Source organism: Hymenobacter profundi (assembly GCF_019334315.1).
Lineage (GTDB): Bacteria > Bacteroidota > Bacteroidia > Cytophagales > Hymenobacteraceae > Hymenobacter > Hymenobacter profundi.
Window position 1 is genome coordinate 124293 of record NZ_JAHWGL010000001.1, and the last position, 21779, is coordinate 146071.

A 21779-nucleotide genomic window follows, 5' to 3' on the forward strand; every position below is an offset into this window, starting at 1 on the left:
TGCCCCCTTCTACCCTGTCTGGCGGCACGCTGCCTCCACAATCCGTGTTAGGGTAACATACGTATTTTTACGACCGAATTAGCTTAGATTTTTCTCCGTGGCTGCTTTCCTTCCCCCTACCCTTTCTGATACCATCATTGCCCTGTCGACGCCGCCGGGCGCGGGCGCCATTGCGGTGCTGCGCCTCTCTGGTCCGTCGGCCATTGGCATTACGGACCTAGTGTTTCACGGCCATCAGCTGTCCGACCAGCGCGGCCACACGATGCACTATGGCACCATCCGCGACGAGGGTAGAATTATTGACGAGGTGGTGGTGTCGTTGTTTCGAGGACCGCGCTCCTACACCCGCGAGGATGTGGTGGAAATCAGCTGCCACGGCTCCAACTACATTGTGCAGCAGTTGCTGATGCTGCTGGTGCGCTGCGGCGCCCGGCTAGCCGAGCCCGGCGAGTTCACCAAGCGGGCTTTTCTGCGTGGTGCCCTCGATCTGGCCCAGGCCGAAGCCGTGGCTGACCTCATTGCGGCCGACTCAGCCTTGTCGCACCAGGTAGCTATGCAGCAGATGCGCGGCGGCTTCTCGCGTGAGCTGCGCGACTTGCGGGCGCGGCTGGTGCAGTTTGCCTCGTTGCTGGAACTGGAGCTGGACTTTGGCGAAGAGGACGTAGAATTTGCCGACCGCACCGGTTTGGTGGCATTGAGCCAGGAAGTGCAGACGCTGGTGCGCAAGCTGCTGCGCTCGTTTGAGCTAGGCAACGTCATCAAAAACGGCGTAACCACCGTTATTGCCGGCCGTCCCAACGCGGGCAAGTCTACCCTCCTGAATGCCCTACTGCACGAGGAGCGCGCCATCGTATCGGCCATTGCCGGTACCACTCGCGACCTGATTGAGGATGAGGTAAGCATCGACGGCATCCGCTTCCGCTTTGTGGATACGGCCGGCCTGCGCGACACCACCGACGTGGTGGAATCCATTGGGGTAGAGCGCACTCGCCAGCGCGTATTGCAAGCGGCCGTTGTGTTGTATCTATTTGATATTACGAGCACTTCACCCGCGCAACTTGAAGCAGAGATTGAGGACCTGCGCCTACCCACCGGCGTGCCGGTAGTGGCCGTGGGCAACAAGCTCGACGTGGCTTCCGACGACGAAATCAGCACCTTCAGCGCCCGTCCCGATACCGTGCTTATTGCCGCCTCCCGCGGCGACGGTCTCGACGAGCTCCAAACGGCTTTGCTCGAGCACGTCCGCGGCGCCGGCCTCGACCGCACCGGCAGCAGCACCATCGTCACCAACCTGCGCCACGCCCGCAGCCTCGAAGCCACCATCGTGGCCCTTGATGCGGTGCTGGTAGGCCTTGCCACCGGCGCCGGTACCGAGCTGGTTGCCGCCGACCTGCGCCAGGCCCTAGCTGCGCTGGGCGAAATCACCGGTGAGATTTCCAACGACGACCTGCTGACCAGCATCTTCACGCAGTTTTGTATCGGGAAGTAGTGGCCTACGCCAGTTTGCCTTTTCCAAGGCAAGCGGCGTCGTGTAGTTCAATCACTTGTGCGGCGTCTGGGCACACCTGGCCGCTTCCATATTCACCTACCCACTCACACACGGAGTAAACAGCGCTGCGGTCTGCGTACTCCTGTTCCCATTCTCGTTGCTCTTGCTGCTGCGCGGGCGTGTCGTAGGGGAACACCAACCGGGGACGCTGCCACCCCACGCGCCAAGGCTTCGGACTAAGCCGGGCACGGTAGCAATGCTGTTTCTGACACAGGCGCACGTACGTAGCATCGGTGCGGAACGCGGTGAAGACGGCTTGTGCGGCGGCAGTGTCAGGAGTCAGGAGCTGATGGGTGACCAACAGCCGGAACCCCAACCGGGTGCGGTACACCCGAAAATTCCAGTCGGGGTGCTGGTGCAGCCAAGCCGTGAGGCGCAGTTGCAGCGACTCATCCAAGTCGCGGTATACTGGGGCTGGCGGCGGACTGAAAAGCCGTCGAAAAAACTCGGCTACGCTGAGTGGTGGCGGTGTTGGATAAATTCGCTCCCGTAGGTCTACTGCATCTATATCCAGAAACATAACGGCCAGCGTATTCAGCACGATGCTTCCGTAGTGGTTGCGCGTGAGGGCTCCTACTAATTCGCCCTGCTTGCTGTGTAGGCGCTGTATCAGCTCTTCCCGGAGCGGAGCGCTACCCGTAGGGTATTCGGCCAGCGCCTGGTTGGCCAGCAGACGGGCATGGCGCGTATGCAGGAGCTGCCCAACGGCCTGTTTAGCCGCTGCATCACTGTCGTCGCTGCCGGCGTATGCCGTGAGGTGGTAGGGCAAACCCACCGCATCGGCACAATCGAGGGTGGCGCGTGCCCAATAAGAGTATACTTGCATTTGAAAACGAGGTGAGCCGCCAAGATAACCTACCCAGCCTCATCCTGCCGCTTTCCGTTGACCCTTTTATCACGCATTCCGCCTACCTATGCTTTCTACCCTAAATCCAACTGCCCTACCTGATATAGACGCTCTACGCCGCTTGTGCCAGTCGCTGGCGGTGCTGGATGCCGTTAATGCTCCGGAGCCTGAGTATCGGTATTACACCTACAACCCGGCGTGGGATGAAAGTGAGGAGTTATTTGAAATGGCTGATGGCGAAGGCGACCAGATGCTGGTGCTATTCCGACCGGAAGGCTGCGTCATCAACGGTTTCCTTGCCGACTACGACCAACCCGACAAAGCACAGGTGACCCGCGGCCTACCCGATGCGTTTGATGAGTTCATGTTTGGGGAGCCGGTCAACTCTATTGGCACCACGTTTTGCCTGTGGTACACGCCTGCGCACGGCTGGCAAACCGGCGTAGTAGAAAACGAAGACGATGGCTCCGAGGAGCTATTATTCATCTTCGACCAACAACCTGCTACCTACACCGAGTGGGCCACCGAGTACTACCTCGACGAAACCGACCGGCAGCCCATTGCTGCTGACGCCGTAGCGGCCATTTATCGTCATGAATCACTCACAAAAGACACGGCTCTAGCTATCAACAGCGAACTAGAAGACTGGGCCGAGCTAGAGGCAGACCTACAAGGCATCGGCTACCCCTACAACTTTAGGTAGGCACTAAAGCTGTTTAGGTCTCTAACTGTCAGCTTGATCTGGCGTCCGTTTGCTGAATCGTAATGGTCAGAATGATCTAAAATGACCTGTTAAACAGCTTTGCTATCTACCTGTTTCACGGTATACCTTGCTCCTTATGGCGGCCTTCACTACCCATGTCTACACCTCCGAGCTATACGACCGTCCGGCCCTGACAACCACTCAGGCGCTGGACTGGCCGGGGGTGCGGCTTGAGCGCTATCAGCTGGACGCAATGACCCTACCCGCGCACTACCACGAGCAACACCTCCTACTCGTGCACCAGGGGGAGCAGCCGGTAGTAGCCAGCAGGCGCACTGGCGCGCATGTGGAGGCTGACCAGTTTCGTCGGGGAGATGTCGGTCTATACCCACAGGGAGAGTATGGTCCGTTTGGGTGGGATGGCCCCGCGGACATCATTCATGTGCACTTGGATGCGCAGGCTCTGGAAACACGCGCCCGCCGCGATTTGGACCTCGCGTACTTCGCTTTGCGCGAGCGGTTTCGCAGCGAGGACGGACTATTGGCGCAAGTAGGCCAGCAGTTGCTTGCGGCGGCTGGGCGGGCGCATACCCTGGGTCAGCTTTATGCTGAGTCGTTGGTCACGGCCCTCTCCTACCATTTGATTGAGCACCACGCTACCTTTGAGCGTCGCCTACCGGGGCAGACCCAGGGCCGCCTACCCACGGCAGTTCTGACGCGCATAGACGCGTATCTGGAGGCGCACGCGGAGATACCCATCACGCTGGAAGCGCTGGCTGACTTAGCCAATTTGAGTGTCTTTCACTTCGCCCGCCGCTTCAAGCACACCACTGGCCGCTCGCCCTACCAGTACGTGCTGGATTGGAAAATCCGACAAGCCCGCGCCCTGCTGCGGGCCGGCGAGCTGCCCGTGGCGGCTATTGGCGACGCGCTGGGCTTTGCCTCGCCGGCGCATTTTGCGGCTGCCTTTAAGCGGGCCACGGGTCAGAGTCCGCGTGCGTTTCAGCAGGGCTAGGCTAGCCGCACAAGCGCAAGAATGTGTAAGTAAAGCGCAAGAATCAGGCGTTGGGCCGAGAGAGGGTTGAGGACCTTTGGGGTAGTTAAAGTGGCCGCGGCAAAGCGGCTGTTTCTTCCTCTTCCCTCTTTCTATGAATCCTCTACTTGTAGTGGCCGGCGCGACGGGTAACCTTGGCAGCCGTATTGTAAATGCCCTGCAGCAGCGTGGTGCACATGTGCGGGTGCTGGTGCGCCCCGAAACCAATTCCACCAAAGTTGACAGCCTAACCCAGCAGGGCATCGAGGTGCGCCGCGTCGACTTTGCGGACCTCCCTACCCTCACCCAAGCCTGCACTGGGGCCGACTGCGTGGTGTCGGTGCTGGCGGGTTTGCGAGAAGTCATTGTGGAAGCGCAAACCCAGCTGCTTCAGGCAGCCGTAGCAGCCGACGTGCCTCGTTTCATTCCCTCTGATTTTTGCAGCGACTACACCCAGCAGGCTCCCGGCGCGAACCGCAATTTTGATCTGCGGCGCGAGTTTCAGAGCCGCCTCGACCAAGCCCCTATCGCCGCTACGTCTATCCTCAACGGGGCCTTCGCTGAAGTACTGACCTACAACATTCCCCTGTTCGACTTTCGGCAGCAGCAGGTTGGCTATTGGGAAGATGCCGACTGGCACATCGACTTTACGACGATGGATGACACGGCCGCTTTCACAGCCGCCGCCGCGCTGGATCCCACTACGCCCCGTTTTCTGCGCATCGCCAGCTTTCAGCCCAGCCCCCGCGAGCTGGTTACCCTCGCCCAGCAGGCCGGTCGGGGAAATTTCACCCTAACACAGCTAGGCTCTCGGGCTGATTTAGCTGCGGCCATTCAGCACGTGCGGGCGGCCAACCCCGCCGGCGAGCAGCAGCTATACGCCGACTGGCAGCAAATGCAGTACCTGCTCAGCATGTTCAGTGTGCAGAACCACCTCCTCGACAACGCCCGCTATCCAGACCTCACCTGGACCTCTCCCCTTACCTTCTTAACGAACTGATTTTATGCAACCTGACACCTCTTCTACCCTAGGTGCTTACTCCGACGAGGCACTGATTCAGCGCTTGCCCGGCTTTACCAACCACTACGCAACCGTGAACGGGGTGCGGCTTCATTATGTGGAGGGTGGCAGTGGTCCGGCCCTTATCTGCCTGCCGGGCTGGCCGCAAACCTGGTACTCCTACCACCCCATTGCCGCCGAGCTAGCCCAACACTACCGGGTCATCATCGTGGACATTCGCGGCATGGGCAGCTCCGGGAAGCCTGCCACCGGCTACGACAAAAAGACGATGGCGCAGGATATCTACGCTCTCCTGCGCCACCTGAACATAGAAAAAGCCTCCCTACTCGGCCACGATATCGGCGGCATGGTTGCCAGCAGCTTCGGCTTTAACTACCCGCAGGCAACGGAAAAACTTATTCTGGCCGATGGCGCCCATCCCAGCGAAGGCATGCGGCAGATGCCGCTGCTACCGGCTCCCGGCGCTTTCAACGATAAAATGGATGGGCAGCAGCCCTACGTTTGGTGGATGGCCTTCAACCAGGTGAAAGAGCTGCCCGAACAGCTTCTGGCCGGACGTTTCCACTACCTGCTAGACTACCTTTTCCGCTACGTGATGTTGGACGAGCGGCAAATGTCGGCCTTTGATCGGGAGGTGTATGCGGCCGTGTATAACCAGCCCGAAAACATTCGGGCTGCCAATGCCTGGTACCAGGCGCTAAACCAGGATATTGCCGACGCCAACACCTACGAGCGCCTCACGATGCCGGTGCTGGGTATCGGCAGCAACGTATCATTCAACTACTTGCAAATGAGCTTACCATACATGGCCGAAAACGTGGAAGTGGTGGGCATTCTGGACAGCGGCCACTACATGTATGAGGAAAAGCCAGCGCAGGTAGTAGACGCCGTGTTACGCTTCCTGAAACACGCTGGTTAAGATCTTTGGATCTTTTACTACTGGCGCGAGTTTAGCGCAGCGTAACTCGTGCCCGCTAAGACGTGGAGGCTGCGCCTCCATTGCCGCGCTAGCGGCAAGCCGGAGCCGCACCGCCAAACAAACTGCTTGAATTAGCAAAAGCGCTATTGGAAATGGTGTAGAGACGCATACTTGCGTCTCGTCGTTGAACGGTTTAGGCGACAGACGTTCAACGACGAGACGCAAGTATGCGTCTCTACACCATTTCCAATAGCCAAATACCTTACCACCTACCCCAGCCACCCATACAGCACAGCAGCCAGCACCGCTCCGATGAATGGCCCTACCACCGGAATCCAGGCATAGGACCACTCGCTAGAGCCTTTGCCCTTGATGGGTAGCAGGGCGTGCGCGATGCGGGGTCCCAGGTCGCGGGCCGGGTTGATGGCGTAGCCCGTAGTACCGCCCAGGCCCAGCCCCACTACCCACACCAGCAGCGCCACCGGCAATGCCCCTACCGAGCCCAACCCAATGGGCGTATGGGTAGGCGTGATTTCACCACCTACAATGTAGAAGATGGTGAGCACCAGCACCAATGTACCTAGGATTTCGCTGCACAGGTTGCTGACGTGGTTGCGAATGGCCGGGCCAGTGGCAAACACCGCCAGCTTGGCCAGCGGGTCGGGCGTACGGTCGAAGTGGTCTTTGTACATCACCCATACCAACGTGTTACCCACAAAGGCGCCTGCCAACTGTGCCCCGACGTAGGGCAGCACCTGCGACCAGCCAAACTTACCAGCTACGGCCAAGCCCAGCGTCACGGCGGGGTTCAGGTGGGCACCGCTGCTGGGGCCGGCAATCACTACCCCTACAAATACCGCCAGGGCCCAGGCCGTGCTAATAACTATCCAGCCGCTGTTGTGGCCTTTCGTGTCGTTCAGCACCACGTTGGCCACTGCCCCATTGCCGAGTAGAAGCAGCACAGCGGTTCCCACAAACTCTGCTACGAAAGGGCTCATTTGGCGGTGGTTTCTGGTGTGGCCTCTGTTTTCACGGGATGCGCGCCCTCCGACCACACTTGCAGGGCCTGCACGGCCCGGTTCCAGTTGGCAATACCGTCCTCAATGGTAGCGCGGTTGGGCTTGGGCGTATACGAAGTATCGGCCTGCCCCAACGCTTTTATCTCCTCTACGCTTTGCCAGTACCCCACGGCCAGCCCGGCCAGGTAGGCGGCGCCCAGGGCGGTGGTTTCGGCCATGCGGGGGCGCACTACGCTTGTGTTCAGCACATCGGCCAGAAACTGCATGAGTAGCTCGTTGCTGGTGGCGCCGCCATCTACGCGCAGCGCAGTAATGGGCAGCTCCGCATCGGCCTGCATGGCTTGTAGCACATCCATTGTCTGGTAGGCAATGGCCTCCACAGCGGCGCGGGCTACGTGTGCCGCCTTCGTGGCCCGGCTCATTCCGAAGATGACGCCCCGTGCGTAGGGGTCCCAGTAGGGCGCGCCCAGCCCGGCAAATGCCGGCACGAAATACACGCCATCGGTGCTACTCACTTGGCGGGCCAGTTGCTCTACCTCAGCTGAGGTTTTGATGATGCCCAGGTTGTCGCGCAGCCATTGCACCACGGCGCCGGCAATGAAAATACTACCCTCCAGCGCATACTGCACCTGCCCGTTTATTTGCCAGGCCACCGTAGTGAGTAGGTTGTTTTGCGACGCCTTGGGCTCCGTACCGATGTTCATTAGCATGAAGCAGCCGGTGCCGTAGGTGCTTTTCACCATGCCCGGCGCGGTGCACAACTGCCCAAACAGCGCGGCCTGCTGGTCGCCGGCAATGCCAGCAATGGGAATCTTAGAGGCAAAAATGGTGGTCTTGGTTTCGCCGTACACCTCGCTCGACTGCCGCACCTCGGGCAACATGCTGCGCGGAATATCGAACAGCGCCAGCAGCTCGTCGTCCCAGGCCAGGGAGTGGATGTTGAACAACATGGTGCGCGAGGCGTTGGTAACGTCCGTGACGTGCAGTTCACCTTGGGTGAAGTTCCAGATCAGCCAGCTATCCACCGTACCGAAGGCTAGCTTGCCGGCCTCCGCCTTTTTACGGGCGCCCTTCACGTTATCGAGAATCCAGCCCACTTTGCTGGCCGAGAAATAGGCATCCAGCAATAAACCGGTTTTCGAGCGAATCAGGTCTTCCCTACCCTCCGCGCGCAGTTCATCGCAGTAGGCAGCCGTGCGCCGGTCTTGCCATACAATGGCGTTGTAAACCGGCTTGCCGGTTTTGCGGTTCCAGACCACCACCGTTTCGCGCTGGTTGGTGATGCCGAGTGCCGCGATGCTCTTGCCATTCTGCCCTGCCTTCACGGTAGCCTCCGCCGCCACGCCCGCCTGCGTCGACCAGATTTCCAACGGGTCGTGCTCCACCCAGCCCGGCTTCGGAAAGATCTGCGTGAACTCCTTCTGCGCCTGCGACACAATGTGACCTTTCTGGTCGAAAAGAATAGCGCGGGAGCTGGTTGTGCCTTGGTCGAGTGAGAGAATGTATTGCTGCATAGGGGAATTTATTGGATGGCAGGAAGTTGCGGAAAATTGCGGGTTTTAACACGTCTAATAAGATAGAGACGACAGCCAACTACACCGATAGGGCGTCATGCTGAGCTTGTCGAAGCATCTCGCGTGCTGACGACAGATAATATCCCACATCAGCACGCGAGATGCTTCGACAAGCTCAGCATGACGAACCGAAAAATGGATACTCAGGATTCTTCAGCCACAGGCCGCGGCTGGCTTTGCAGCACATAATGCTGCGCTACCTTGCCAAAAGCAGCTACCTGCTCCTGTTCCCAGCGGGCGTCGTGCCCCAGCTCGCGGGCCAGCAGGGCAGCCACTTCCGGCGCCATTCTGATAGCGGCCTGCGCATCCAGAAACAACACCCGTACACGGCGCGCCAGTACGTCTTCCACGGTGCGCGCCAGCTCGTAGCGAGCGGCCCACACCACTTCGGCCTTCAAGAATTCCAGGGTAGGGTCTAGCTTTTCGCCCAGACTCGGCTCGGTGGCAATCAGCTGCTGCAAAGCGGGTTGGTCGGAGCCATACACGTAGAGGTGGTTGCTGCGGTCGGTGGTAGCCAGGGCACCGTGGATGGGCATGTGCGCCGTCTGGCTTTTTGCTTTTGGCAGCTTGCCTAGGGCAATAGCCTTATCCACCGTATCCTGGCCCATGCGGCGGTAGGTGGTCCACTTGCCACCCGTGATGGTAATGAGGACGGCATCGGACACCAGAATCTTGTGGCTGCGGGAGATTTCCTTGGTCTTCTCCGAGCCATCTTGTGGGGCTGCCAGGGGCCGCAGGCCGGCAAAAACGCTCAGGGCATCGCTCCGTTTGGGCGGGCGCGCCAGGTAGCGGGCGGCAGTACGCAGAATGAAGTCGATTTCCTCTTCCAGCGCCTGGGGCTCCTGGCTGTACTCGTTTAGGGGCGTATCGGTGGTGCCCAGCACCACACGCTCGTGCCACGGCACGGCAAACAGCACGCGGCCGTCGTCGGTCTTCGGAATCATGATGGCGTCATTGCCGGGCAGGAACGACTTGTCGAGCACGATGTGCACGCCCTGGCTGGGACGCACCAGCTTTTTGGCGCCGGGCTGGTCCATTTGCAGGATTTCATCGACAAAGATGCCGGTGGCATTCACCACGGCTTTGGCCGTTAGCTCGTACACGCGCCCCGTTTCCTGGTCGGCGGCTACTACCCCGGCTACTTTGCCCTGCGCGTCTTTCAGCAGGTTGCGCACCTCGAAATGGTTGAGCAGCGTGCCGCCTTGCTCAATGGCCGTTTGCGCCAAATTCACGGCTAGGCGGGCATCGTCAAACTGCCCATCGTGGTAGAGCACGCCGCCTCTCAGGCCGTCGGTTTTGATGTTGCCCAGGCGCCGGACGGTTTCTTTTTTATTGAGATACTTGGAAGCGCCCAGGCTCAGCTTCCCGGCCAGCAGGTCGTACATCGTCAGGCCGATGGTGTAGAAGGCCCCACCCCACCACTCGTAGTTGGGAATGATAAAATCCTGATTTTTGACCAAGTGAGGGGCATTTTTCAGCAGCAGCCCTCGCTCGTAGAGGGCCTCACGCACCAGGCCAATATCGCCTTGCGCTAGGTAGCGCACGCCGCCGTGTACCAGCTTCGTGCTGCGGCTGCTAGTGCCCTTGGCATAGTCTACTTGTTCGAGTAGCAAGGTTTTGTAGCCCCGGCTAATGCCGTCAAGCGCTACGCCTAAGCCCGTAGCACCGCCTCCAATCACAATCAGGTCCCAGGTGGGCTGGCTGGTCAACTGCTGAATGAGGGTCTCCCGCTGGAAACTACGCTCGGTTACTTGCTTGCCCATATTTTCGTTTTGTTACTTTAATTTTCAATATCAATATAAAAATAACAAAACGAAACTTACAAACGAAACAAAATAACGCAACAGCTTTATTGATTACAGGTAGTCACATCATACTACCCTATTTATCAATTACTTAATACGAATATTCATCCCGAAGCGATACCGTAAACTTATTGCTCATCTTCCTACTATCTCATTGTAACCGAAACACAACAGCTAGAAAGAGTATAAAAGAAGACAGCTCCACGAAAAATTGGATACATTTACTCTGATGAACCCCAGCATGAAAAGGCACCAGCTCATTTTGCAGCAGTTGCAGGAGCATAAGCACGTAGAAGTACCCGCGCTGTGTGAGGTGCTAAATGTGTCGGCCGTGACAATCCGTAAGGATCTGAAACTACTTGAAGAAAAAGGATTGCTGTTTCGTACCCACGGCGGCGCGGCTCTGGAGAGTCCGTATATCAAGGACCGGCCTGTGAACGAGAAGGAGTTGCTGAACGTGACCGAGAAAACGGTCATTGTGTCGGCCGCTGCCCGTCTCATTGAGGCGCAGGAGTCGGTTATTATTGCCTCGGGCACCACCATGCTGGCGCTGGCCCGCGCCCTACCCGCCCAGTTGCCGCTCACCGTTATTACCTCGGCCCTGAACGTGGGCATGGAGCTGTTGCGCCACCCCGAAATAGAGGTGTTGCAGCTTGGCGGCTACCTACGGCACAGTTCATCGTCGGTGACGGGACCGTACGCCGAGCAGGTGCTAGCCGATACTTCGTGCAGCAAGCTCTTCCTAGGCATCGACGGTATCGACCTGGATTTTGGCCTGACTACCACCAACATGGGCGAGGCCCGCCTGAACCAGCAGATGATTCGGGCGGCGCAGGAAACCATTGTGCTGGCCGACTCCTCGAAGTTCGGCCGCCGCGGCTTCGGCCGTATCTGTGGCCTCGACCAGGTGCACCGCATCATTACCGACGCTGGTATCTCTCACCACGATGCCAAACGGCTGGAAGAGCAAGGCATCCTGCTGACTGTGGTATAGACATCCCAAAAGCAACCCGAACGAAATACCCTCGTCAGGGCTTCAAGCCCTGACGAGGGTAGCCGGCTACCGGTGCTGCTCGTATTGCTTGCTTTCCAGCACCTGCTCTAGCCTTTGTCGCCCCTCAGAAGGTAGGGAGGCAAACGCTTCTATACGAAGCGCCTCCGCCAGTTGCTCCGCCGTTCGGATGCCCACAACAGCTGATGCTACCCCCGGCGCCTCCAGAACAAAGCGCGCAGCAACCTGCGCCGCGGAGACATTCAGTTCGCTGGCCGTAGCGCGCACGGCCGTAGCCATGGCGCCTACCTCTTTCGCCGAATACCCCAAATAGTCTTTCGCGGGCTTATCCAGCAGCAGTCCTTGCGCGTAGCTGCCGCGCACCAGCACACTAATAGACTGCTCGTGCAGCAGCTTCAGGGTTTCTTCCTCCGGCCGACGGTCGAGGAGGCTGTATTGGGTCATCACGCTCACCATGGCAGACCGCTGCACGTACTCGCGGATGACATTGGGGCGGATAGACGAAATGCCATAGTAGCGAATTTTGCCTTCTTGTTGCAGTTGCTCAAAGGCCGCGATAGTATCGTCGATGGGGTCGTCGAGGGTACCGCCGTGGAGCTGGTAGAGGTCGATGTAGTCGGTTTGGAGGCGGCGCAGGCTCTGCTCTACAGCCTGTAGGATGTAGGCTTTGCTGGCATTCCAGGCGGTGCTGCCGTCGGGTAATAGTTGGTTGCCGACCTTTGTGGCCAGCAGCACATTGGAGCGCCGCCCTTTAAAGGCTTTGCCGACGGAAACTTCATTTTCACCTTTTTGGTAGAGGTCGGCCGTATCAAAGTAGTTGATGCCCTGGTCGAACGCCTGGTGCAGCAGGCGGGCGTTGGCGGCGTGGTCGTCTTGCAAAGACATGCAGCCGTAGCTGATTTCGCTGGCCTGTAAGTCGGATTTACCTAGTTGGTTGTATTTCATGCGGAGGCGTTTGGTAATAGAGACGCAGGTTTGCGCCACGGCGTTACGGCACAGGCAATAGGAGTGCAACCCGTAACAGGAAATTAGACGGAGGCACCTTCTATTTCTTGTTTAGTTTCCCTTTGGTTCGCGCCTGAACAACACAACGTCTGTGTTTGTAGTATAGCAGACAATTGGCCGCTAATCTTTCCTGCTTACCGGTAATTCTTTAGCTTCGCCCCGGAACCCACCTCTAACCACTACTTATGGCAGAGTCTGCTGAGATTATTCTCGAAGGGAAATCATTTTCTTTCCCCACTATTGAAGGCACTGAGCATGAAAAGGCAATTGACATTGCTAAGCTCCGCGACCAAACCGGCTACGTCACTATTGATCCGGGCTACAAGAACACCGGTGCCACGAAGAGCGCCATCACGTTCCTCGACGGCGAGGAAGGCATTCTGCGCTACCGCGGCTACCCCATTGAGCAACTGGCTGAGCAGTCTAGCTTCCTGGAAGTGGCCTATCTGCTGATTTATGGCTCCCTACCCACCCAGAGCGAGCTAGATGCATTCAGCAACCGCATCACCAAGCATACGCTGGTGCACGAGGATATCCGCAAGATCTTCTCCGGCTTCCCCAGCAGCACGCACCCCATGGCCATCCTCAGCAGCATCACCTGTGCGCTGACTGGTTTCTACCCCGAGAGCATCGACCCCAACCAGACCAAGGAACAGGTAGACCTGACCATTGTGCGCTTGCTGGCTAAAATGCCCACCATTGCGGCCTGGACTTACAAAAACTCCATCGGGCACCCGCTTAGCTACCCCCGCAACGACCTCGACTACTGCGCCAACTTCCTCCACATGATGTTTGGCTACCCCACGGAGAAGTACGAGGTGAACCCGGTGGTGGTGCGCGCCCTCAACAAGCTGCTCATCCTGCACGCCGACCACGAGCAGAACTGCTCTACGTCTACCGTGCGCCTAGTAGGCTCGTCCAACGCGTCGCTCTACGGCTCGGTTTCGGCTGGTATCAACGCCCTGTGGGGCCCGCTGCACGGCGGCGCCAACCAAGAGGTGATTGAGATGCTGGAGGCCATTGAGCGCGATGGTGGCGACACTAGCAAGTTCATTGCGAAGGCCAAGGACAAGGAAGACCCCTTCCGCCTGATGGGCTTCGGCCACCGCGTGTACAAGAACTTCGACCCGCGCGCCAAGATTATCAAGAAGGCTGCCGATGAGGTGTTGCAGGAACTAGGCGTTACGAATAGCCCCCTGCTGAAAATCGCCAAGGAGCTGGAAGAAGCCGCCCTCACCGATCAATACTTCGTTGATCGTAAGCTCTATCCAAACGTGGACTTCTACTCGGGCATCATCTACAAAGCCCTGGGTATTCCGTCGGAAATGTTCACGGTGCTGTTTGCCCTGGGCCGCCTACCCGGCTGGATTGCCCAATGGAAGGAGATGCGCGAGAACAAGGAGCCCATCGGCCGTCCGCGCCAGATCTATGTGGGCGAGCGGGAGCGCGACTACGTTGGCATCGAGCAGCGCTAAGCTGCCTCTTATTACCCGCTACACAAAAAGCCCGCTGTAAAGCGGGCTTTTTTCGTGTACTCCAGTGAAGTAGCTGTTGTATCGATAGCAGGCGATTAACGTAGATTCACGGCTGTCATCGACGCTTTGGCTTCTCTGTAGGCAACCATCTGGCGGGGCCACAGGATAGCGGCCAAATCCCACTCGTAGTGGTCCTGGATTTCGGCCATCTGCTTGTCAACGGCTTCTGCATCCATGGTGCGCTGTTTTTTCAGGGTTTCCACGGCCGTCAGCATCTGCAGGTTCAGTCGCTTCACTTTCAGGTACTGGCCTTCGTTGAGGTGCGTTTTAGCCGCAATCTGCTGGGTCATGGTTTTGGCACGAGTTGCCAGAGGCGAATCGCCGGGACCACCAGCTACTACAGAAGTCGTGCTGAACAGAGCGAATACGGCGAGTAGAATGTAGGATTTCGTTTTCATGGTTGATATTGGGTAGAAGGTGGAAAGATGAACTGTATTACAGGAATGAGACAATGGAAAAAGTTAACTGGTGGCAGCACTGGCGATACATAGACCGGCTAGTGAGGCAAAACATAATTATAATCGAATATAATACTATTTATCAATAAAGTGCAACATAAAATTATTATATTTTTCTGATAACTATCACTTAACTAATCTACAGCTGCATTCCTATTCGTTTTTGCATTGCTCAGCTCTGCGCTGATAGAAGTAGAAACGCATGATAATTGTATTGCTACCGTAAGAGGGACGACGAAGAATTGTCTTTTCAGCTCAGCGAAGCTACTCGGCGCGGAAGGCCATACGAGTATTTTCGAGGTGATGGTAGATTTGCTGCTGGGCAGGATACAGTAGGGCCAGCATCTCGCTTTCGTATTGCGCCTGCATAGCCGAAGCGTTTTCATCCAGCGCCGATATAGCAGTGCTACCCTCCTGTTTAAGCGCTTCCATCTCCGTAAGCCACCGAACATTCAGTTGCTTTAACTTTAGATACTGGCCTTCATCGAGGCGCATCTTGGTGGCCATGGCCCGAGTGAGTACTACCGCCCGCTGCTGAATGGTAGCTTTTTCATCGGGTTCTAGATGGCTTCCTTTAGCCAGGCTGCTTGAGTACAATCCTAGTAGCAAGGCGGCGGTTAAGTATGCTTTTTTCATGCTCGTGATAAGTGAAAGAGTGAAAATTAACGGATACAACTATGTATTGACATTGTGTTCTATATGGCTAAATCCTATTTTCAATGAATAGTTAGCCTTTTGGAACGGTACAAACGTATTGGCTAAATTTTAACTTAAAAAAGATATTGTAGTATTTAAATAACTGATAACTTGCACTAAACTTATACAACATACTTATTTCCAGCTACCTGTTCAGCGCCTGAAAAAGGAATACTACAATCATAAAAAAAGCCAATAGCGGAGGCTATTGGCTTAGGTGTCGAACGAGTAGTGAGCTATAATAGCCGGAACTCGATGCGGCGGTTCTGCTGGCGGTGTGCTTCTGAATCGTTGGCGACCAAGGGACGGGTTTCGCCATAGCCTTTGAAGCGCAGGCGGGTAGCCTTCACGCCGTGCTCGCTTAGGTAATCATATACGGCCTTGGCGCGGTTTTGCGAGAGCACCATGTTGTCGGCATCAGCGCCTACATCATCGGTATGGCCGGAAATCTCCACCTGCACCTCCTGATACTGCTGCATAAACTGAATCAGCCGGTTCAACTCAGTGCGCGACTTGGGCTTCAGCTCGTACTTATTGGTATCAAAAAACAAGTTATTGAGCACGATGGTGCGCCCGGCCCGCACGGGCTCTAGGTAGATGTCAAGCGTGAGCGGGTCGAAGCTGCGCTTGTCAGTGTAATCGAAGCTTAGGCTTTTGAGCAGGTATTTATCGGCCACGGCGTACATGGCGTACTGCCTACCCTCGTTCAGCACCACCGTGTAGTCGCCCTGCTCGGGGTCGGAGGTCACATATTGTGTGAGCTGGTCGGTGTTGAGGTCGTAGAGCTGCACATCGGCCTTTAGCGGCTTTTTCGTGATGGCATCGAACACCCTACCTTGCGTGTAGGTGCTAGTTTCCTGCGCCTGCACCGACTGCGGCACCTCGAAACTATACAGTTCTACCGGCCGGTTGCGCACCTTGGTTACGCCTGGCTCCGAAGTGCGCGAGCGGGAGCAGAAGCCCCGGCGGTTGTCGGAGGAAATAAACAGCGAGGCTTCGTTCTCAAAGGTATTGAGCGGGTAGCCCAGGTTCTGCGGCACGCCCCACTTGCCATCGGGCTGCACGGCACTACGGAACACGTCCAAGCCGCCCATGCCTACCAGCCCATCCGTTACGTAGTAGAGCGTGGTGCCTGAGGCGTGAATAAACGGCGCCATATCCTGGCCCGGCGTGTTCACGGGGGCGCCCAGGTTGCGGGCGGGGCTCCAGGAGCCGTCGTCTTGCTGGGTGGTCACGTAGATGTCTTCCTTACCCAGGCCGCCGCGCCGGTCGGAGGTGAAGTAAAGCGTGCGCCCATCGGCCGAAAGCGAAGCCTGCGAATCCCAGTAGGGCGAGTTGACGCTGCGGCCCATATTCTGGGGCTTGCTCCAGGTGTTGCCCGTGCGCCGCGAGATGTACAGGTCGCAGGAGCCCACGGAGCCGGGCCGGTCGCAGGAGGTGAATACCAGCGTTTTGCCGTCGCCGGAAATCGTGGCCGCGCCCTCGTTATAAGGCGTGTTGATGGCCGGTGATATTGATACCGGCTCACTCAGCGACCCGTCCTTGCTCTGCTTGGAAATCAGGATATCCTCGAAACTATCATCTGATGCGCTGGCTCGGGCCGTGAACACCAGAAAACGGTTGTCGGCCGTCAGCACCGGGAAATACTGAAAGTAAAACGTATTCAGCGGCTCGCCGAGGCGCTCAGGCTGCTTGCCGGTGGGGTTGGCTATAGCCTTCAGGGCAAACTCGCAGTTGAGCAGTTGCTGCTGCGCCCGCGCCGTATTGCGCTGCCCTTTTGGCCCTACCTTCAGGTACTTGGTGTAGCCATCGGCGGCGGTTTTGTAATCGCCCATACTCAGGGCCAGTTCGCCCAGCGTGAAGTAGCTGTTGGCCTGACCGGCGGCCACCGGTAACTTGCTCAGTCCGTCGCGGTAGGCTTCGTAGGCACTCTGGTTTTCGCCCATTGCCTTCAATAAAGAGCCGCGTAGTACATATGGCTCGCCTAAGGAAGGAAACTTCTCATTGAGCACTTGCAACGTTTCTAGTGCCTTGTTAAAATCGCGGGCTTTGGCTTGCTGCTGCGCTTTATCCCATAGGCCGCGCGCTTTGGTATTGGTAGTGGCCAGGGTTACCTGCGCGGAACTTGACAGAGGCAGCGCCAGCACAAACGCCAACAATGAAGCAGGAAAGGAGAAGCGCATGGAAGGAGAAAGGGTGGGCTAGACCAGAAGATCGGCTAAGGAATATCGAGGTACTTATGCGTTTGCAACGACACCTGCCAGCGCGGATTGGCCTTCACGTAATCGATAATAAGCGGGGTTATGGCGGCGGCTTTGCTCCACTCGGGTTGCAGGTACAAGCGACAGTTCTCCCCTACCTGCGCGGCGTGTTCTTCAGCCCATTTAAAATCAGACTTATTGAATACTACCACTTTAAGCTCGTGGGCTTCAGCCAGCACTTGAGGTAGAGGAGCTTTAAATTTCTTGGGCGAAACGCAGATCCAGTCCCAGCGGCCGGAAAGCGGGTAAGCCCCGGAGGTTTCAATCCAGGTCTGGCAGCCGGCTTCTTGCAGGGAGCTGGTGAGTTGGGTGAGGTCGTGCATGAGCGGCTCGCCGCCGGTAATCACGGCGTTGCGGCCGGGGTAGGACGTGACAGCGGCCACCATGTCGGCAATGGCCACGCGCGGGTGCGCCTCGGCATCCCAAGACTCTTTCACATCGCACCACACGCAGCCAACATCGCAGCCGCCCAGGCGGAGGAAGTACGCAGCGCGGCCCGTGTTGTAGCCCTCGCCCTGAATCGTGTAGAAATGCTCCATCAGAGGCAGCGTGGCCGCCCCTGTGCTATCGGCCATTAGGCCAGTTGCAACGGGAAGTTGATGTAACAAAACAGTCGGCAAAAAAGGTATCGGGCCTTAGGAAAGGCGCTGGGTACCATGGCACCCAAAAACCCTGCCTAAAGCCCGACTTTAAAGATACTAGTAAAGCTTCAAACTGCGAAAATGGCGGTTTGGTTCTGGTTTTTTACCGCGGGTACACCTCGCCTTTCGCGGCGCGTAGCGTGTTCAGCAGCAGCATAGCAATGGTCATGGGGCCTACCCCACCCGGCACCGGCGTGATGTAGCTGGTTAGCGGCGCTACCTCAGTGAAATTCACGTCGCCCTTCAGCACGAAGCCTGACTTGCGGCTGGCGTCCTCTACCCGCGTAGTGCCCACGTCAATCACCACCGCGCCTGGCTTCACCATGTTGCCGGTTACGAACTCTGGGCGGCCTAGGGCAGCCACCACAATATCGGCCTGGCGCGTGATTTCAGCTAGGTTTGCCGTGCGCGAGTGGCATAAAGTAACCGTGCAGTTACCAGGCTCTAAGTTCTTAGCCAGCAATATACTAACCGGCATACCTACTATATTGGAGCGGCCAATCACCACGCAATGCTTCCCGCTGGTTTTGATCCCGTAACGCTTCAGCAACTCCACGATGCCCGAAGGGGTAGCCGGCAGCAAAGCCGGTAGTCCCGCCACCATACGGCCCAGGTTCATGGGGTGAAAGCCGTCTACGTCCTTTTCGGGGCGGACTGCCTCAATCACCTTCTCCGCATTGATATGCTTGGGTAGGGGTAGCTGCACGATGAACCCATCGATTTCGGGGTCCTGATTCAGCTCCTCTACCTTCGCCAGCAGTTCTGCCTCCGTGATGGTGTCTTCGTAGCGCAGCAGGGTGCTGCCGTAGCCTACCCGCTCGCAGGCCAGCACTTTGTTGCGCACGTAGGTCTCTGAGCCGCCGTCGTGGCCGACGAGGATGGCCGCCAAGTGAGGCACCTTTTGGCCAGCGGCTTTCAGCTGCGCTACTTCGGCGGCAATTTCAACTTTGATGTCCTCGGCGGTTTTCTTACCGTCGATGAGTTGGTAGGTAGCAGCTTCGGGGGCTGGGGTCATAGTAATGCGGGTTTACTCTTGGTCGGTTTTGGCCTTGTTTTCGTGGGCGGCAATAGCGGCGTTACCGGCTTCCGTGAGAGCTTTTTCCATAGCGGGCCAATCGTCGCGCCACCGGAACTTACGCTCCTGGCCTTTGATGATTTTTTCCAGTTGCTCCTGGCTTTTGCAGTTCTTGGTGATGTTCTCAGACATGGGATGGATGTGTAATCATACAACGCCGTGTCAAGAAGTGTATGAGGTGAAAAGTAAAGGAGCCAGCAAAAAGCGCGGCCCCTTCCGGAGCCGCGCTTTCGGGCATTAGTCAATCTTTAATACGGCCAGGAAAGCTTCCTGAGGGATTTCTACGGAGCCCACTTGGCGCATCCGCTTTTTGCCCTCTTTCTGCTTTTCGAGCAGCTTACGCTTACGCGAGATGTCGCCGCCGTAGCACTTGGCAATTACGTTTTTGCGCAGGGCTTTCACCGTTTCGCGGGCTACGATTTTCTGGCCGATAGAGGCTTGAATAGCAATTTCGAACTGCTGGCGGGGTAGCAGCTCGCGCAGCTTTTCGCAGAGGCGCTTGCCCCACTCGTAGCTCTTGCTACGGTGCACGATGGCCGACAAGGCGTCGACCTTCTCGCCGTTCAGCATGATATCCAGCTTCACCATGTCCGACTCGCGGAAGCCAATCAGCTCGTAGTCGAGCGAGGCATAACCGCGCGAAATGGTCTTAAGCTTGTCGAAGAAGTCGAACACGATTTCCGACAGCGGCAGCTCGAAGGTCATCTCTACCCGCTCAGACGTCAGGTAGCTTTGGCCTTTGATGATGCCGCGCTTCTCCATGCACAGCGTGATAATGGAACCCACATAGTCGGCCGCCGTGATGATCTGGGCCTTGATGAACGGCTCCTCGATGAACTTCACCGTGTTCGGCTCAGGCATCTCGGAGGGCGCGTTGATGATGTACTCCTGATCCTTGGTGCCGGTGGCGTGGAACTGCACCGAGGGCACGGTGGTAATTACCGTCATGTCGAACTCACGCTCCAGGCGCTCCTGCACGATTTCCATGTGCAGCATGCCCAGGAAGCCGCAGCGGAAGCCAAAGCCCAGGGCCGCCGAAGTTTCGGGTTCCCACACCAAGGCGGCGTCGTTGAGCTGGAGTTTTTCCATGCACGAGCGCAGTTCCTCGTACTCGGTGGTATCCACGGGGTAGATACCAGCAAATACCATCGGCTTCACGTCCTCGAAGCCGTGAATGGCCTCTTTCGTGGGGTTAATGACGTTGGTAATGGTGTCGCCTACCTTCACCTCGCGGGCTTCTTTAATGCCCGAAATTAGGTAGCCTACGTTGCCGGCCCGCATCTCAGGGCGGGGCTCCTGTTTGAGGCCCAAGATGCCGATTTCATCGGCGCCGTACTCCTTACCGGTAGCCATGAAGCGGAGCTTATCGCCCTTGCGCATGGTGCCGTTTTTGATGCGAAACAGCACCTCGATGCCCCGGTAGGAGTTGAACACCGAGTCAAAAATCAGGGCTTGCAGAGGGGCCTCGGGGTCACCTGCTGGGGCGGGAATCCGCTCGCAGATGGCATTCAGAATTTCCTCAATGCCAATACCAGCTTTGCCCGAGGCGTGGATGATTTCGTCCCGGTCGCAGCCAATCAGGTCCACAATCTCGTCCGACACCTCCTCCGGCATGGAGTGGGGCAGGTCAATTTTATTGAGGACCGGAATGATGGTCAGGTCGGAGCCAATGGCCAGGTAGAGGTTGCTAATCGTCTGTGCCTCAATCCCCTGCGACGAATCCACAATCAACAAAGCGCCTTCGCAAGCGGCAATGGAGCGGGATACTTCGTAGCTGAAATCGACGTGACCAGGCGTATCAATCAGATTGAGCGTGTACTGCTCGCCCTGGTACTGATACTGCATCTGGATAGCGTGGCTCTTGATGGTGATGCCCCGCTCGCGCTCCAGGTCCATGTTGTCGAGCAGCTGGGCTTGCATATCGCGCTGGGCCACGGTCTGGGTGAATTCCAGGAGGCGGTCGGCCAGGGTGCTTTTGCCGTGGTCGATGTGGGCAATGATGCAGAAATTACGAATGTTCTTCACTAGAGGCGGTTTTTGCAACTGCAAAGTTACGCAAATCAGCCCGCAAAAGCTAGCTGCCGGCATAAGTCGCCGCGCCCGCCCAAGCTCAACCAAAACGCGCTGCGTGGCCTGTTCGTTTAAACAAGGCCCTACCCCACCCGCCACCATGAGGGTAGGCTTCGTTCCACTTTCCTACCCCTCCCAACCATGAGCATTCAGGTAAACAAGAAGGCCGTAGCGTATGCTAAGCAACTCATCAAAGACGGAAAAATCAAAAACGACTCCGGCCATTGGAGCCAGCATAACCCCAATACGGCCGCTGAGAACAAGTTTATTGACCAGCACGAGATAGAAGAATACGCCAAGTGGCACCTCGGCGAAGACACCAGCATGGGCGAAGACACCAAGGGCCGCTACAAGTTTCCCTACGGTGACTTCAAAACCGTGCACCGCGACGGCCTACTAGCGGCCAAGGAGCGTGCCGCCCAGCAAGGCTACCACGACATCGAAAAGGCCGCCAACGAGTTGGAACAGGCGCTGGAAAAAGCGGCTGACTACGAGTAAATCGAGGCGCAAACCGTTCGGCAACCTGTGGGTGAGTGCTACAAGCCGCCGAACGATT

20 protein-coding genes are annotated in these 21779 nt (G+C 57.3%); 8 read left to right on the forward strand and 12 right to left on the reverse strand.

Going from position 1 to position 21779, the window contains the following annotated elements; all coding sequences use genetic code 11:
* The first annotated feature begins 97 nt into the window (after window positions 1-97).
* On the forward strand, window positions 98-1489 hold the full coding sequence (mnmE, locus tag KYK14_RS00570) for a tRNA uridine-5-carboxymethylaminomethyl(34) synthesis GTPase MnmE (RefSeq protein WP_219156105.1): 1392 nt from the start codon (window positions 98-100) through the stop codon (window positions 1487-1489).
* Window positions 1490-1493: 4 nt separating this feature from the next.
* On the opposite strand, the gene KYK14_RS00575 is transcribed toward mnmE, so the two are convergent.
* Complete coding sequence (locus tag KYK14_RS00575) at window positions 1494-2375, reverse strand: hypothetical protein (protein WP_219156103.1); 882 nt, start codon at window positions 2373-2375, stop codon at window positions 1494-1496.
* A gap of 88 nt (window positions 2376-2463) precedes the next feature.
* Here KYK14_RS00575 and KYK14_RS00580 point away from each other — a divergent pair, with 88 nt between their 5' ends.
* The 4 genes from KYK14_RS00580 to KYK14_RS00595 all read left to right on the forward strand — a co-directional run bounded on the left by KYK14_RS00580 (window position 2464) and on the right by KYK14_RS00595 (window position 6072).
* Window positions 2464-3099: a hypothetical protein gene (locus tag KYK14_RS00580; RefSeq protein ID WP_219156101.1), complete on the forward strand. Its 636-nt coding sequence runs from the start codon at window positions 2464-2466 to the stop codon at window positions 3097-3099.
* A gap of 136 nt (window positions 3100-3235) precedes the next feature.
* Window positions 3236-4114 (forward strand): helix-turn-helix transcriptional regulator, encoded by an 879-nt coding sequence (locus tag KYK14_RS00585; protein WP_219156099.1) that lies wholly within the window; start codon window positions 3236-3238, stop codon window positions 4112-4114.
* Window positions 4115-4247: 133 nt separating this feature from the next.
* On the forward strand, window positions 4248-5132 hold the full coding sequence (locus KYK14_RS00590; protein WP_219156097.1) for an NmrA family NAD(P)-binding protein: 885 nt from the start codon (window positions 4248-4250) through the stop codon (window positions 5130-5132).
* A gap of 4 nt (window positions 5133-5136) precedes the next feature.
* Window positions 5137-6072 carry an alpha/beta fold hydrolase gene (locus tag KYK14_RS00595; protein ID WP_219156095.1) on the forward strand — a complete coding sequence of 312 codons (936 nt, stop codon included), beginning with the start codon at window positions 5137-5139 and terminating at the stop codon, window positions 6070-6072.
* Between the two features lie 269 nt (window positions 6073-6341).
* On the opposite strand, the gene KYK14_RS00600 is transcribed toward KYK14_RS00595, so the two are convergent.
* From KYK14_RS00600 to KYK14_RS00610, 3 genes are all read right to left on the reverse strand, one after another.
* On the reverse strand, window positions 6342-7070 hold the full coding sequence (locus KYK14_RS00600; RefSeq protein ID WP_219156093.1) for an MIP/aquaporin family protein: 729 nt from the start codon (window positions 7068-7070) through the stop codon (window positions 6342-6344).
* Window positions 7067-8605 (reverse strand): glycerol kinase GlpK, encoded by a 1539-nt coding sequence (glpK, locus tag KYK14_RS00605; RefSeq protein WP_219156091.1) that lies wholly within the window; start codon window positions 8603-8605, stop codon window positions 7067-7069. Before glpK ends, KYK14_RS00600 begins: the two co-directional genes overlap by 4 nt.
* Before the next feature lie 203 nt (window positions 8606-8808).
* Window positions 8809-10428 (reverse strand): glycerol-3-phosphate dehydrogenase/oxidase, encoded by a 1620-nt coding sequence (locus KYK14_RS00610; RefSeq protein ID WP_219156088.1) that lies wholly within the window; start codon window positions 10426-10428, stop codon window positions 8809-8811.
* 253 nt (window positions 10429-10681) lie between these two features.
* Here KYK14_RS00610 and KYK14_RS00615 point away from each other — a divergent pair, with 253 nt between their 5' ends.
* Entirely contained in the window at window positions 10682-11464 is a 783-nt protein-coding gene (locus KYK14_RS00615; RefSeq protein ID WP_343217040.1) for a DeoR/GlpR family DNA-binding transcription regulator, read from the forward strand.
* 66 nt (window positions 11465-11530) lie between these two features.
* On the opposite strand, the gene KYK14_RS00620 is transcribed toward KYK14_RS00615, so the two are convergent.
* Window positions 11531-12427, reverse strand: a complete 897-nt coding sequence (locus tag KYK14_RS00620; protein ID WP_219156086.1) for an aldo/keto reductase — start codon at window positions 12425-12427, stop codon at window positions 11531-11533.
* Window positions 12428-12672: 245 nt separating this feature from the next.
* On the opposite strand from KYK14_RS00620, the gene KYK14_RS00625 reads away from it, so the two are divergent.
* The gene (locus tag KYK14_RS00625) at window positions 12673-13962 is read left to right on the forward strand and encodes a citrate synthase (RefSeq protein ID WP_185283574.1); all 1290 of its coding nucleotides are present in this window, start codon (window positions 12673-12675) and stop codon (window positions 13960-13962) included.
* Between the two features lie 95 nt (window positions 13963-14057).
* On the opposite strand, the gene KYK14_RS00630 is transcribed toward KYK14_RS00625, so the two are convergent.
* The 7 genes from KYK14_RS00630 to lepA all read right to left on the reverse strand — a co-directional run bounded on the left by KYK14_RS00630 (window position 14058) and on the right by lepA (window position 21178).
* Window positions 14058-14420, reverse strand: coding sequence for a hypothetical protein (locus KYK14_RS00630; protein WP_185283573.1), 363 nt, complete (start codon window positions 14418-14420; stop codon window positions 14058-14060).
* Between the two features lie 324 nt (window positions 14421-14744).
* On the reverse strand, window positions 14745-15116 hold the full coding sequence (locus tag KYK14_RS00635) for a hypothetical protein (RefSeq protein WP_219156084.1): 372 nt from the start codon (window positions 15114-15116) through the stop codon (window positions 14745-14747).
* A 296-nt stretch (window positions 15117-15412) separates the two neighbouring features.
* A complete protein-coding gene (locus KYK14_RS00640; protein ID WP_219156082.1) occupies window positions 15413-17359 on the reverse strand; it encodes an OmpA family protein in 1947 nt (648 codons plus the stop codon).
* A 35-nt stretch (window positions 17360-17394) separates the two neighbouring features.
* Window positions 17395-18012: a 7-carboxy-7-deazaguanine synthase QueE gene (locus tag KYK14_RS00645; protein WP_185284242.1), complete on the reverse strand. Its 618-nt coding sequence runs from the start codon at window positions 18010-18012 to the stop codon at window positions 17395-17397.
* Between the two features lie 169 nt (window positions 18013-18181).
* On the reverse strand, window positions 18182-19093 hold the full coding sequence (locus tag KYK14_RS00650) for a bifunctional 5,10-methylenetetrahydrofolate dehydrogenase/5,10-methenyltetrahydrofolate cyclohydrolase (protein ID WP_219156080.1): 912 nt from the start codon (window positions 19091-19093) through the stop codon (window positions 18182-18184).
* A gap of 12 nt (window positions 19094-19105) precedes the next feature.
* A complete protein-coding gene (locus tag KYK14_RS00655) occupies window positions 19106-19285 on the reverse strand; it encodes a hypothetical protein (protein ID WP_185283569.1) in 180 nt (59 codons plus the stop codon).
* 105 nt (window positions 19286-19390) lie between these two features.
* On the reverse strand, window positions 19391-21178 hold the full coding sequence (gene lepA / locus KYK14_RS00660) for a translation elongation factor 4 (protein ID WP_219156125.1): 1788 nt from the start codon (window positions 21176-21178) through the stop codon (window positions 19391-19393).
* A gap of 186 nt (window positions 21179-21364) precedes the next feature.
* Here lepA and KYK14_RS00665 point away from each other — a divergent pair, with 186 nt between their 5' ends.
* Window positions 21365-21721 carry a hypothetical protein gene (locus KYK14_RS00665; protein ID WP_219156078.1) on the forward strand — a complete coding sequence of 119 codons (357 nt, stop codon included), beginning with the start codon at window positions 21365-21367 and terminating at the stop codon, window positions 21719-21721.
* The last annotated feature ends 58 nt before the right edge of the window (window positions 21722-21779 follow it).